This window comes from Novosphingobium sp. TK46 (assembly GCF_055361525.1).
The window spans coordinates 2,495,115-2,507,559 of record NZ_CM143963.1; the positions used below are offsets into that span (position 1 = coordinate 2,495,115).

The 12,445-nt window shown below is 63.6% G+C and carries 12 protein-coding genes and 1 pseudogene; 6 read left to right on the forward strand and 7 right to left on the reverse strand.

Translation table 11 applies throughout. The features are described 5' to 3' along the window. Positions 1-186 precede the first annotated feature (186 nt). Positions 187-369: pseudogene (locus ACXJ1Z_RS11915) on the forward strand (DUF2155 domain-containing protein); the annotation flags it as partial. 35 nt (positions 370-404) lie between these two features. On the opposite strand, the gene aat reads toward ACXJ1Z_RS11915, so the two are convergent. From aat to mutM, 5 genes are all read right to left on the reverse strand, one after another. Continuing rightward, a complete protein-coding gene (gene aat / locus ACXJ1Z_RS11920; protein ID WP_463776893.1) occupies positions 405-1,193 on the reverse strand; it encodes a leucyl/phenylalanyl-tRNA--protein transferase in 789 nt (262 codons plus the stop codon). 90 nt (positions 1,194-1,283) lie between these two features. Beyond that, a complete protein-coding gene (locus tag ACXJ1Z_RS11925; protein ID WP_463776894.1) occupies positions 1,284-2,126 on the reverse strand; it encodes a GGDEF domain-containing protein in 843 nt (280 codons plus the stop codon). Positions 2,127-2,349: 223 nt separating this feature from the next. Continuing rightward, on the reverse strand, positions 2,350-3,780 hold the full coding sequence (dnaA, locus tag ACXJ1Z_RS11930; protein ID WP_463776895.1) for a chromosomal replication initiator protein DnaA: 1,431 nt from the start codon (positions 3,778-3,780) through the stop codon (positions 2,350-2,352). Between the two features lie 512 nt (positions 3,781-4,292). After that, positions 4,293-4,553 (reverse strand): 30S ribosomal protein S20, encoded by a 261-nt coding sequence (rpsT, locus tag ACXJ1Z_RS11935; RefSeq protein WP_463776896.1) that lies wholly within the window; start codon positions 4,551-4,553, stop codon positions 4,293-4,295. A gap of 135 nt (positions 4,554-4,688) precedes the next feature. After that, a complete protein-coding gene (mutM, locus tag ACXJ1Z_RS11940; protein ID WP_463781237.1) occupies positions 4,689-5,501 on the reverse strand; it encodes a bifunctional DNA-formamidopyrimidine glycosylase/DNA-(apurinic or apyrimidinic site) lyase in 813 nt (270 codons plus the stop codon). Between the two features lie 80 nt (positions 5,502-5,581). On the opposite strand from mutM, the gene ACXJ1Z_RS11945 reads away from it, so the two are divergent. The 4 genes from ACXJ1Z_RS11945 (at position 5,582) to dut (ending at position 9,711) form a co-directional block, all read left to right on the forward strand. Continuing rightward, a complete protein-coding gene (locus ACXJ1Z_RS11945; protein WP_463776898.1) occupies positions 5,582-6,313 on the forward strand; it encodes a class I SAM-dependent methyltransferase in 732 nt (243 codons plus the stop codon). 40 nt (positions 6,314-6,353) lie between these two features. Continuing rightward, positions 6,354-7,922: a 2-polyprenylphenol 6-hydroxylase gene (gene ubiB / locus ACXJ1Z_RS11950; RefSeq protein ID WP_463776899.1), complete on the forward strand. Its 1,569-nt coding sequence runs from the start codon at positions 6,354-6,356 to the stop codon at positions 7,920-7,922. Between the two features lie 96 nt (positions 7,923-8,018). Then, on the forward strand, positions 8,019-9,254 hold the full coding sequence (coaBC, locus tag ACXJ1Z_RS11955; protein ID WP_463776900.1) for a bifunctional phosphopantothenoylcysteine decarboxylase/phosphopantothenate--cysteine ligase CoaBC: 1,236 nt from the start codon (positions 8,019-8,021) through the stop codon (positions 9,252-9,254). Next, positions 9,241-9,711, forward strand: coding sequence for a dUTP diphosphatase (gene dut / locus ACXJ1Z_RS11960; protein WP_463776901.1), 471 nt, complete (start codon positions 9,241-9,243; stop codon positions 9,709-9,711). The genes coaBC and dut overlap by 14 nt, the downstream gene beginning before the upstream one ends. Positions 9,712-9,858: 147 nt before the next feature. Here dut and ACXJ1Z_RS11965 read toward each other — a convergent pair whose 3' ends face one another. Next, positions 9,859-10,560, reverse strand: coding sequence for a DUF4136 domain-containing protein (locus ACXJ1Z_RS11965; RefSeq protein WP_463776903.1), 702 nt, complete (start codon positions 10,558-10,560; stop codon positions 9,859-9,861). A 205-nt stretch (positions 10,561-10,765) separates the two neighbouring features. Between ACXJ1Z_RS11965 and ACXJ1Z_RS11970 the strand changes: the two genes are divergently transcribed. After that, positions 10,766-11,413, forward strand: a complete 648-nt coding sequence (locus ACXJ1Z_RS11970) for an MOSC domain-containing protein (protein WP_463776904.1) — start codon at positions 10,766-10,768, stop codon at positions 11,411-11,413. Between the two features lie 12 nt (positions 11,414-11,425). On the opposite strand, the gene trpS is transcribed toward ACXJ1Z_RS11970, so the two are convergent. Further along, complete coding sequence (gene trpS / locus ACXJ1Z_RS11975) at positions 11,426-12,445, reverse strand: tryptophan--tRNA ligase (protein WP_463776906.1); 1,020 nt, start codon at positions 12,443-12,445, stop codon at positions 11,426-11,428.

Below are 12,445 nucleotides of genomic sequence, written 5' to 3' on the forward strand. Positions count from 1 at the left end.
CCGGGCTGTAAGGTTGAGCCCGCGCCCGAGGTGCAGGAAACCGGCATTCCCGAAGCGATCGCGCAGACCGGTGGCAAGGCGGTCGCGCCGATCACGCGCAAGGATGATTACGGCACCCCGCTCAAGGAGCGCGTCGCCACCATTGGCTTGCTGAACAAGCGCAACAACTTGAACCAGGACGTGGTGATGAAGCCCGGCGAGACACGTCGGGTGGGCAACGTGGTGATAAAGCTGGCATCATGCGAGCGGACGCTTCCTTGGGAACGGCCGGCGGAGCAGGGCGCGTTCGTCCAGGTGTTCATTCAGGATCGGGCGACGTCGCAGGAGCCGTTGGCGTGGCACAAGATCTTTTCAGGCTGGTTGTTCAAGAACTCGCCGGCGCTGAATGTCGTGCAGCATCCGGTCTATGACGTATGGCTCAAGAACTGCGCGATGAGTTTTCCGGGTGAAGAGGAAAGCCCGGCCGATGCAGCATCCGCCAAGAGCGCGGCGAAGGCGTCTGGCAGGGGGCGCATTGACGCGACCCCCACGCCAACCGCTTCGGCCAGCGCGACACCATCGCCTGCAGCGCCTTCGCCGGACGCTGGCGAGGTTGGCAACGCGCCGGACTGAGCCTGTTTGAGCAGCCCCAGATAGCGTTTCTGGCTGATCTCCACTGCGCCAAGGGAGGCAAGGTGAGGGGTGATGAATTGGCAATCGAGCAGTTGCATTCCGCCTTTGCGCAAGGCGGCGACCAGCCACGCCAGGGCCACTTTCGAAGCGTCGGCCCGACGTGAGAACATGCTCTCACCGCAGAAGGCCAGATCGAACCCGACACCATACAACCCGCCGACGAGTTCCTGGCGCCCCTCGCCATCGGTCTGCCAGCATTCGATCGAATGGGCGTGTCCCAGGGCATGAAGGGTTTCGTAGCTCGCCTGGATGCGATGGCTGATCCAGCTTCCGCTTTCGGAGTCGCGCGGCGCGGCGCAGGCATCGAGCACGCGGGAGAACGCGGTGTTGCAAGTGACGGTGAAGCGCTCCCGACGCAGCGTTCGCGCCAGGGACTGCGACAAGTGAAAGTCATCGAGCGGCAATATCGCCCGCAGCTTGGGCTCGACCCAGAATATGTCGGCATCGTGGCGCGAATCCGCCATCGGGAAGATCCCGCTGCGGTAGGCGAGCATGAGCAGCTCGGGTTCGATCGTCGTCATGGGCGCATGCACGCGTGGATCATAACAGATCGCCGCCGCCAGCGCAGCCGGAACGATGGTCGACTGTCATCGTGACCCTTCGTAGGCGGCCTACTCGGCGCTCTCGATCCTGTCGCGGCCGTCGCTTTTGGCAGCATACAGCGCATCATCGGCCCGTGTAACTGCGGCGGCAAGCCCGGCGATGTCCTGCAGCATGGCAAGCCCGCACGAAAAAGTGACCAGCGTATCGGGCGCAAGCGGATCGAGCGCGATTCCCGCGCGCAAGCGTTCCATGACTTCGCGTGCCTGTTGCAGACTGGCGCCGGGCAGCATGACCGCGAATTCCTCGCCGCCCCATCGCGCGCAGATGTCGGAGCGGCGCAAGCTGTCCCGCAATCGCTGCGCGAAGCTCTGCAGCAAAGCGTCGCCTGCGGTGTGGCCATATCGATCGTTGATCGCCTTGAAATGGTCGAGATCGAGCAAGGCCAGAACCGCGCCATCTCCCGGTGCGAGCAGACCTTGCGCGGCGCTTGTGAAGCCGCGTCGGTTGAGCACCCCGGTCAGTGGATCGCGCTCCGCCGCATCGGTCAGGCGATCGGAGCGATCGGCCGATTCGTTAGCCGCGTTTCCGACCCCGCGCAGCAATTGTCCCACCAGATCATCGCCGCCGACCGGGATGGTCGCAACACGCTGGCCAAGCTGGATCGCACCGAGCATCGCCGTGGCTTCCTTGAGCGGCGACAGTAGCGCGTGGATGGCGGCCATGCCGATGGCGGTGCCGGCCAGCGTGGCCACCAGCACGACCAGCAGCGTTTCAATCGGCCAGTTGCCGGTGATGGCGCCAAACCCGATGCAGGCGAATAGCGGCAGATGCACCGCCAGGAAACATATCGCGAGCACGCGCAGCTCGAAGCTGCGCGGAAACAGGAACCGGGTTGCCTGGTAGAACCGCATGTTGGCAAAAATCCCTGCTGCTTACCCAATCAGATGCGGATCTGCCCTGCCGGTCGTGTCGACGTTCTCACCACGAGGATCGCGATTAGCGGGACAATGACATGGGGAATAGCACGCAATCGTCCAAATCCCGGGCGAGAGGCGGTTTGAGCCCGCAGCGGATACACAAAGAGCCGGAAAGATGACTTTCCGGCCCTTCGTTCGCGGTAAAGTATCTGCGGGATCAGCTTTCGAGTTGACGCAGCAGGCTTCGCACGTCGCCGTCCATGTCGGCATCGCGCGTACGCAGTTCCTCGATCAGGCGGACTGCGTGGATCACGGTGGAGTGATCGCGTCCGCCGAACTTGCGACCGATCTCGGGATAGGAGCGGGGCGTCAGTACTTTTGCCAGGTACATCGCCACCTGACGCGGGCGCACGACGGCGCGGGCACGGCGCTTCGAACTCATCTCCGTCTTGTCGATGCGGTAGAACTGGCAGACCGTCCGCTGGATCTCGTCGATGGTGATGCGGCGGCGGTTGGCGGAAAGAATGTCGGTCAGCTGCTCTTCGGCAAGCTGGAGCGAGACGGCCTGACCCGTGAGCTGGGCATAGGCGATCAGCTTGTTCAAGCCGCCGACGAGTTCGCGCACGTTGCGATTTATCGTGCGCGCCAGGAATTCGATAACATCGGCCGGCACCGTCACCGAGGCGAAGCGGGTCAGGCGGCTTTCCAGAATCGAACGGCGTAGCTCGATGTCGGCTGACTGGATATCCGCGACCAGGCCCATCGACAGGCGGCTGAGCAGGCGAGGCTCGACCCCGTCCAGCGCCTGCGGTGCCCGATCGGCGGCGAACACGAGCCGCTTGCCTTCCTGAAGCAGCGCATCGATCGTGTAGAGCAACTCTTCCTGGGCACTGGCCTTGCCGATGATGAACTGGATATCATCGACCAGCAGCAGGTCGAAACCACGCAACCGGGATTTGAATTCCATCATCTGATGCTGGCGCAGCGCCTGGACGAACTCGACCATGAAACGCTCGGCCGAGCAGTAGAAGATGCGGGCATTGGGATGGCTGGCCAGATAGGCGTGGCCGATCGCATGCAGCAGGTGGGTCTTGCCCTGACCGGTCGCGCCCTTGAGGTACAAGGGCGAAAACTGCGGGGTTTCGGGAGCGGCCATGCGCTGTGCCGCGTTGGCCGCCAGCACGTTGCTGGTGCCGGTGACGAAGCTGGTGAACGTCTGGGAGGCATCAATGCCGGGCGCGCCCTGGCCGAGCGAGGCGAAGGCATCGCCTTCCAGCGCGGCACCCAGCGGATCCGAAACGCCCTGCGCGGAATCGTTGGCGGGCCGGCGCGGATTGCCGCCGTTGCCCAGCCGCAGTTCGGGAAGCTGGCGGCGGCCGGGATGAACCAGGATACGCACATGCCGGACATCGGGCCGAGCGATCTTCCAGGCCAGTGAGAGGCGGTCCGCAAAGCGATCGGCAACCCAGTTGGCGGAAAACTCCGTCGGCAGGTAGAGGTCGAGAGTGCCGGTTTCGGCGCAGTAGTTGCCGGGCTGAACCGGCTTGATCCATTGGCTGTGAACCTGCTGGCCCAGATCCTTGCGCAAGCCCTGGCTGATGTCGGCCCAATCGGCCGCCAGGTTAAGCGCTTCCTGATCCTCGTTCATTTCCACCCGCACTGATTTCGCTTTCCTGCCGGCATTGCTTGCCGACTGCCCTGCTATTGTCCCCGTCACCGACCGCCTCCTTATGTCGAAGCTGTCCCCGACCGGCGCGCGAAGGATCCGGGACAGACAGGCATGACTTCGCCATTAACAGCAAACGAGGTCTGCCGCCCAGCAATTCACGCTTTCGAATTTCCGTCCCGGCTTGCTCTATCGCAACTGCCGAGCCCCGTTTTAGGAAGGCATCACGCGCCAAAGCAAGAGCGCGTCCCCAAATAAAAAAAGTATTTGGCGTTGACACTCCAGGACTGACGCAAAACCTTAATAATGCTAATTTCCGACAATAAAACAGGCAGTTAGATTTTCACCATGGTCCGAATCGCAGCATTTCCGCGAGTTAGCCAAAAGCCCTGATGGTTGTCGCAAGCACGCAAGAAAAAGGCCGGAGGTTGCCCCCGGCCTTCGTTCTTGTTCCGTACTGTCGAGCCGCAAACACGCGGCTCACGCGAATCAGCTTAGAGAGCCGAAACGCGCTTCGACAAACGCGACATCTTGCGCGAAGCGGTATTCTTGTGGAGCACGCCGCGCGATACGCCGCGGGCCAGTTCGGGCTGAGCGGCCTTCAGCGCTTCGGATGCGGCGGTCTTGTCGCCACCGGCGATCGCAGCCTCGACCTTCTTGATGAAGGTGCGGATGCGGCTGACGCGGTTGGTGTTTACTTCTGCGCGACGCTCATTGCGGCGGATGCGCTTGCGGGCTTGCGGCGTATTGGCCATGTCTGTCCTCGTACCGGCCGGTCGCGGCCTTCGCTTGTCAGGTTGAAACTGTCTGGCGAGCGGACTCGCCGGGAAGGGCGCGCCTTACAGGCGGGTTCCCGAATCGTCAAGCGCGCGGCGACTTAGCCGAGCGGCCTATTTCTGACACTTCGCGCACCAGAACGTGCTGCGACCACCCTGGACGAACCGCAGCACCGGCGCGCCACAACGGCAGGCCGCGCCTTCACGACCGTACACCTGCCAGGAACTGGCGAAGTAGCCAAGCTCCCCGGTCGGCTGCGCATAGTCGCGGATCGTCGACCCCCCGGCGGCGATCGATTCGGTAAGCACCTCGCGCACGGCGGGCACCAGACGCTTCAGCGCAGCAAGCGAGACCTTGCCCGCCGCCTTGTCCGGACGGATCCTGGCCCGATGAAGCGCCTCGCACACGTATATATTGCCAAGCCCGGCGACGACGCCTTGATCGAGCAGCAGTTGCTTGATCGGTGCGATCCTGCCGGCGAACGCCTGTTGCAAGTGGGCCGCCGTCAAATCGGGCCCCAGCGGTTCCGGCCCCATCGCCGCGAACGGAGGCCAGGAATCCAGCTTGTCGGTGTCGACGAGATCGACCGACCCGAACCGCCGCGCGTCGTTGAGAGCCAGAATGTGACCCGAGCCTGTCTCGACGACAAGGTGGTCGTGCTTCTCGATGGCGGTCGGCTCTATCCGCCAGCGGCCCGACATGCCCAGATGAAAGATCATCGTGCTACCGCGATCGGTATGGACCAGTCCGTACTTCGCCCGGCGGCCAAGGCCCGTCACGACCGCGCCGGTGAGGGCCTGCACCAACCCATCGGAGAAAGGGCGGCGCAAATCGGCACGGTTCAGGGTTAGGCGGACGATCCGCTCACCTTCGAGGAAGCGGGCGAGGCCGCGCACGGTGGTTTCGACTTCGGGAAGTTCGGGCATGTGAAGCGTGATATAGGAAGTGTAGGCCTGACCCTCCAGCACCCTTTGCGCCATCGCCAATTGCCCCTAAGGCAGGCGGCATGAACGATACCGTGTCCTTCGGCTATGAAGAGGTCAGCCCCGAGGAGAAGACCACGCGCGTAGGCGCCGTGTTCTCCAATGTCGCGCGCAAGTACGACGTGATGAACGATGCCATGTCAGGCGGCATGCACCGCTTGTGGAAAGATCGTTTCGTTCGCCGGGTGAAGCCACGTCCCGGCGAGACGATCCTCGATATGGCGGGCGGCACCGGCGACATCGCCTTTCGCATGGCGGCCAAGGGTGCGAGCGTCACCGTCAGCGACATCAACCAGGACATGCTCGACGTAGGCGTCGAGCGCGCGATGGAGCGCGGCATCGATGGCCTGGTGTGGTCGTGCCAGAACGCCGAGGAGCTCTCGTTCGGGGACAGGTTCTTCGATGCATACACGATCGCCTTCGGCATCCGCAACGTGACCCGCATCGACCAGGCGCTCGCCGAAGCCCACCGCGTGTTGCGCTATGGCGGGCGATTCTTCTGCCTGGAGTTCTCGACCGTCGAGTGGCCGGGGTTCAAGGAAGTCTATGACGCCTATTCGCACAAGGTCGTGCCCAAGCTCGGCCAGGCGATCGCGGGGGATGCCGATTCCTACAAATACCTCGTCGAATCGATCCGCAAGTTTCCCAAGATGCCCGAGTTTCAGCGCATGATCCGCGAAGCCGGCTTTACCCAGACCAAGGTCGAACCGATCATGGGCGGACTGGTCGCGATCCACTCGGGATGGAAAGCCTGAGCATCTTGCCGCCTCATCGCAGCAAAGGCCCGGTACCCGCATGACCGGCTCTGTCACGCACATCTTGCGTCTGCTCAAGTGGGGCCGCGTGCTCGCGCGCCATGGTGCCTTGCGCATCATCGAGGAAGGACGCAACACGCCCGCCCCGGTCCGCCGCCTGTGTCGGGTCGCGCGGTTCGGCACCGTTCAGCCCAAGGTTCCGGACTACGCGCGCGCTTTTCAGGAGATAGGTCCGGCGGCGATCAAGCTGGGTCAGACACTTGCTACCCGGCCCGATATCGTCGGGGAGGAGCCTGCGCGCAACCTGTTGACGTTGCAGGACGCCTTGCCGCCACTCGCGTTCGATCTGGTCCGCCGCGAGATCGAGGACAGCTTTGGCGCGCCTGTCGAGAAGCTGTTCGCCAGTATCGATCCCCAGCCGATCGGATCGGCCTCGATCGCGCAAGTCTATCGCGCGACCACCGCGGATGGGCAGACAGTCGCGGTCAAGGTGTTGCGCCCCGGCGTACGCGAGCGGTTTTCGCAGGACATCGAAACCTATGAGTGGGCCGCCGCGCACCTCGAGGCGTTGGGTGGTGAGGCTTCGCGCCTGCGCCCCAGGGCGGTCATCGCCAATCTGAAGCGGTGGACCTTGCGCGAGCTCGACCTGCGGCGCGAGGCGGCGTCGGCATCGGAACTGTCCGATGCGATGAAGGGCTACGAAGGATATCGCGTCCCCCATCTCGACTGGGACCGCACCAATGGCAAGGTGATGACCAGCGAGTGGATCGACGGCATCAAGATCAGCAACCACGATGCCCTGCGCGCGGCGGGCATCGACATGCCGCTACTGGCGCAGCGCCTGGTCCTTGCCTTCCTGACGCAGGCTATCAATGCCGGCTATTTCCATGCCGACATGCACCAGGGCAATCTGTTCGTTCAGCCCAGCGGTGGCGATCCTGCCGGTACCATCGTCGCGATCGATTTCGGCATTATGGGCCGGATCGATCGCCAGGCGCGGCAGTGGCTGGCCGAAATCCTCTATGGCCTGACCACCGGCAACTATCGTCGCGTCGCCGAGATCCACTTCGAAGCGCAGTACGTACCGTCGTACCACTCGGTCGACGAGTTCGCGACGGCCCTGCGCGCGGTGGGTGAGCCGATGCGTGGCAAGCCGGTCAGCGAGCTGTCCGTCGGCCAGATGCTCGACGGCCTGTTCGCGATAACCCGCGATTTTGACATGCAGACCCAGCCGCACCTTCTGCTGCTGCAAAAGACGATGGTGATGGTCGAAGGCCTGGCGACCTCGTTGGATCCGGGCATCAACATGTGGGATGTCGCGGCGCCGTTCGTGCGCGGCTGGATCCGCGACGAGCTTGGCCCGGAGGCGTTCATCGCCGAGCGCCTGCGCACCGACGTCGATACGCTGCTGCGCATCCCCGCGCTCGTGCGCCGGATCGAGGACAAGTATCCGCCGAAGGGCGGTGCACCCGAACAAGCGCCGCTGCCGCCCATCGAACTGATCTGGTCGCGTAAACGCCATGCCAACACTTGGCTGGGATACGTGTTTGCCGCTGCGGGCGGGGGAGTGGCGGTATGGATGCTGTCGCTATCGGGGCTGCTGAGCTAGTCTAGTCGTAGTGGCGCGACTGCGCTGGAGCGCCTGGACGTCTCGAGCCGGCCAAGGCCATTGCCTCGCGTTCGACCCTGTTGCACAAGCCTCGGCATGTCCGGACATCAATCCCCTTGGCGCATCCTGCTCGTGGTGGGTGGCGGGATCGCCGCCTACAAGGCTTGCGAACTCGTACGCTTGATCCGCAAGGAGGGCGGTCAGGTCACTTGCGTCCTGACCGAGGGCGGCAGCCATTTCGTGACACCGATGACGCTTGCCGCGCTCTCGGAAAACGAGGTCTATACAACCCTCTGGGATCTCAAGAACGAGACCGAGATGGGTCATATCCAGCTGTCGCGTCAGGCGGATCTGGTGGTGGTTTGCCCCGCTACCGCCGATCTTCTCGCGAAGATGGCCGCTGGAATGGCGGATGATCTGGCGACCACCCTGCTGCTGGCGACCGATAAGCCGGTGATGGCGGTGCCGGCCATGAACGTGCGGATGTGGCAACACCCGGCCACCGTTCGCAACGTGGCGACATTGCGCGCCTCGGGTGTCAACGTCATCGCGCCGGACGAAGGACCGATGGCATGCGGCGAGTTCGGGCCCGGTCGGCTTCCCGAACCGTCGGTGATCTGGCAGCGCATAAGCCAGCAGCTTGGTGGTGATCCGCTGAGCGGCCAGCCTGATTTCGATGCAGCACCGCATCGTGCGCTGCACGGCCGTCATGTTCTGGTCACCGCCGGTCCGACCCATGAGCCTATCGACCCGGTGCGCTACATCGCCAATCGCTCGTCGGGCAAACAGGGCTTTGCGATCGCTGCCGCCGCGGCTGCGGCCGGTGCGCGGGTCACGCTCGTGGCAGGGCCGGTTCATCTGCCGACACCATCGGGTGTCGACCGGATCGACGTCGAGACAGCGCGCGAGATGGCGGATGCGGTCGAGCAGGCGCTTCCCGCCGATGTCGCGGTGATGGTGGCCGCGGTCGCCGACTGGAGGGCAGCCACTTCGGTCACCAGCAAGATCAAGAAGGATGGCAGCACTCCGCCCCCGCTCGAACTGGCCGAGAACCCGGACATATTGGCGACCCTTGCAGCCAGCGCCCGGCGTCCGCGCTTGCTGATCGGCTTCGCCGCTGAAACGCATGACGTGCTGCGCCATGCGCAAGAGAAGCGCGCCCGCAAGCAAGTCGACTGGATCATCGCCAACGACGTGTCGGGTGACGTGATGGGCGGAGACGTCAATGCGGTGCACATCGTGCGCGAAAATGACGTCGTCAGCCTGCCTGAAATGCCCAAGGAGGACGTAGCCCGCATCCTCGTCGAAAGGATTGCCGATGCACTCGGTTGAAAGCGTCGCCGTTCCGGTGAAGCGGCTCGCGCACTTCGACGGACTGGAACTGCCCGGATACGCCACGCAAGGTGCGGCCGGGATGGATGTGCTCGCAGCCGAGGACGTGACGCTGGCTCCGGGTGCGCGTCATGCGGTCGCGACAGGCCTGGCTTTCGCGATCCCGGCTGGCTTCGAGATCCAGGTCCGACCACGCTCAGGGTTGGCGCTGAAGCATGGCATCACCGTGCCGAATACGCCGGGAACCATCGATTCTGATTATCGCGGCGAGTTGAAGGTGATCCTGATCAATCACGGGACCGAACCGTTCGAGGTGCGACGCGGCGATCGGGTGGCGCAATTGGTGCTGGCGCCGGTTACGCGCGCCTCATGGCTCAAGGTCGACGAGCTCGACCGTACCGATCGGGGTGAAGGTGGCTTTGGCTCCACGGGCGGCGTAGTCTCACTGGGCAACTAATCTTGGCACGCGGCATCCGAATGCGGTCGCTCCTGAAGCCTTGTGACCGGCCCGCTAGGGGCGGACGACCGTGACCCAGCCCCAAACCAAAAGGGCGGACCCGCCTTTCGACGGACCCGCCCCTCGGTGGTCTCCCCCTGACGGGAGCTAGTTGGCTCGCTTTGTCTTCTCTGGCGCCACGGTAATGCGCATGGTCTCCCCCGAGTTCCCGGGAAAGTTGGTGAACATGGCTTCGACCAGGTTCGGAACCAGATAGGGCAGGTTGTTAGAGGTGGAAACCGCCTCGGCCTTGCCTTCGAACAGCCGCTTACCGTCCGCCCGGCGATCGATCTTCATCGATATGCCGCTGGTGTAGATGGTGTAGCTTTCGACGCCGTTGTCGAAGAACGGATCGTACCAGCCATAGCGCCAGGGACCGCCCCAGCCGCCGTAGCGTCCGAACCCGCCACGGCCGAAACCGCCGTAGCCGAAGCCGCCACCGTACCAGGGACCCCAGCCGCCGTACCCGCCGCCAAAGCCGGTGGAACGCACGCGCTCACGACCCTTGTCGACGCCGTAATCGAAGTGGACGAGCAACTGGGCCTGTTCAGGCGAGGCTGCGGGCGTGTAGCCTTGCTGTGCCAGGCGCGCTTCCACCAGACGCGCATACTGGCCGAACTCTATACCGCCGGCCATCGACGGATCATCGGCGACGACGGCAAACGTCTGCCCCGCAGGAGCGGGAAGCTGGGACTGGAACCGCGATACGTCGGCCCGGAAGGTCGACGTACACGCCGCAAGAGCCGCCAGCAAAACCACTGCGGCGGCGACGCGAAGTCGACCGAAGTGGCTGTTGGCTTTCATGGTCATGCTTATATTCTCCATGAATCGATTGGTCCGTTACGCCCCTCCCGGCGTGGTCCATCCGAAATGATGCGAATCATGCGTTGAGACGCCTGAATACCGGTTGAATAGAGCTACTTGTGCGACAAACTGGATAGAGAATCACGATATCTGGTACTCGCTCGTTCCTGCCGTGCCGCCGTATGATAGGATGTAGGGAGGAGGTCGGGCGATGACGAGCAGGATTCTTACGATCAATGGTGGAAAGGCCGTACCGTTCCGGGGCGAGGAACGCAGCGCGATCAGCAAACAGCCGCTGACCGGGCGTATCCGGGTGACCAAGCTTGGCATCGAAGGAGACGAGCAAGCCGATCTGCGCGTGCATGGCGGGCCCGACAAGGCCATCCATCACTATCCGAAAGAGCATTACGCGTGGTGGCGCGGGATCCTGGGCGAGGATCTGCCCGCTACCAGATCAGCGGCATTCGGTGAAAACGTCGCCACCGCAGATCTCGACGAGACGCAAGTCTGCATCGGGGACCGCTGGCGTCTGGGCTCGGCGCTCGTCGAAGTCAGCCAGGGGCGCCAGCCTTGCTGGAAACTCGATCATCGCTTCGCTGGCGCCGCCGTCATGGCCAACATGATCAAGTCGCGCCGTTCGGGCTGGTACTATCGCGTGATCGAGGAAGGGGATGTCGCAGCGGGAGATACCTTGGACCTCGTCGATCGGGCATATCCGGACTGGACCGTCGCACGGGTGTTCGGACTGCTGATCGCCGGCGACCACCGGCATGATCGGGCAAGCCTTGATGCCTTGGGGATCGTTCGTGCCTTGGCGGAACCTTGGGCGTCGCGCCGCGCATCGCTCCTAGGCCCATAGCTGGTCTTTCGATCAGCCCCGTACGAGGCCGAGCGCCGCATACGTCGCGTTCAGCGTGGGGACGGCAAGATCGCGCGCCTTTGCAGAACCGGCCTTGAGAATGGCGTCGAGCGAACCCTGATCCTGCCGCAGCGCCACGAAACGCGCGTTGATCGGGGCCAGCTTTTCGATCAGCAATTCGCCGAGCGCCGGCTTGAACTTGCCGAACCCTTCACCGCCGAAGCGGGTGAGCACGTCCTCGATGGTCGTGCCCGCCATCGCGGCATAGATGCCGACGAGGTTCTTGGCTTCGGGCCGACCTTCCAGCCCGGCCTTGTCGGTGGGCATGGGCTCGGGATCGGTCTTGGCCTTCTTCACCTTTTGCATGATGGTGTCGGCATCGTCGGTCAGATTGATGCGGCTCATGTCCGAGGGATCGGACTTGCTCATCTTGGCCGAACCATCACGCAGGGACATGATGCGAGCGGCTTCCGGTGGAATGAACGGTTCCGGCAACGTAAACACCGGCGCATCCTCTGATGCAAAATCGTTGTTGAATTTCTGAGCGATGTCGCGGGCGAGTTCGAGGTGCTGCTTCTGATCGTCACCGACCGGCACATGCGTCGCCTGATACAGCAACACGTCGGCCGCCTGCAGCACGGGGTAGGTGAACAGCGCCACCGAGGCGCCTTCGCGGTTCTTGCCCGCCTTGTCCTTCCATTGCGTCATCCGGTTCAGCCAACCCATCCGGGCGGTTCCGTTCAGCAACCACTGCAGTTCTGCGTGCTGCGGCACCTGCGCCTGGTTGAACAGGATCGAACGTTCGGGATCGATCCCGCAGGCGACCAGAGCCGCCACCATCTCGCGCGTGTTGGCGGCCAGCTCGGTCGGCACTTGCGGCATGGAGATCGCGTGCAGGTCGGCCAGGAAATAGAGGCACTGGCCACCGCTGGCGGCAACCTCGTCCTGCATCCGCACCCAGTTGCGAATCGCGCCGAGGTAATTGCCCAAGTGCAGATTGCCGGTTGGCTGGATGCCGGAAACGATACGCAT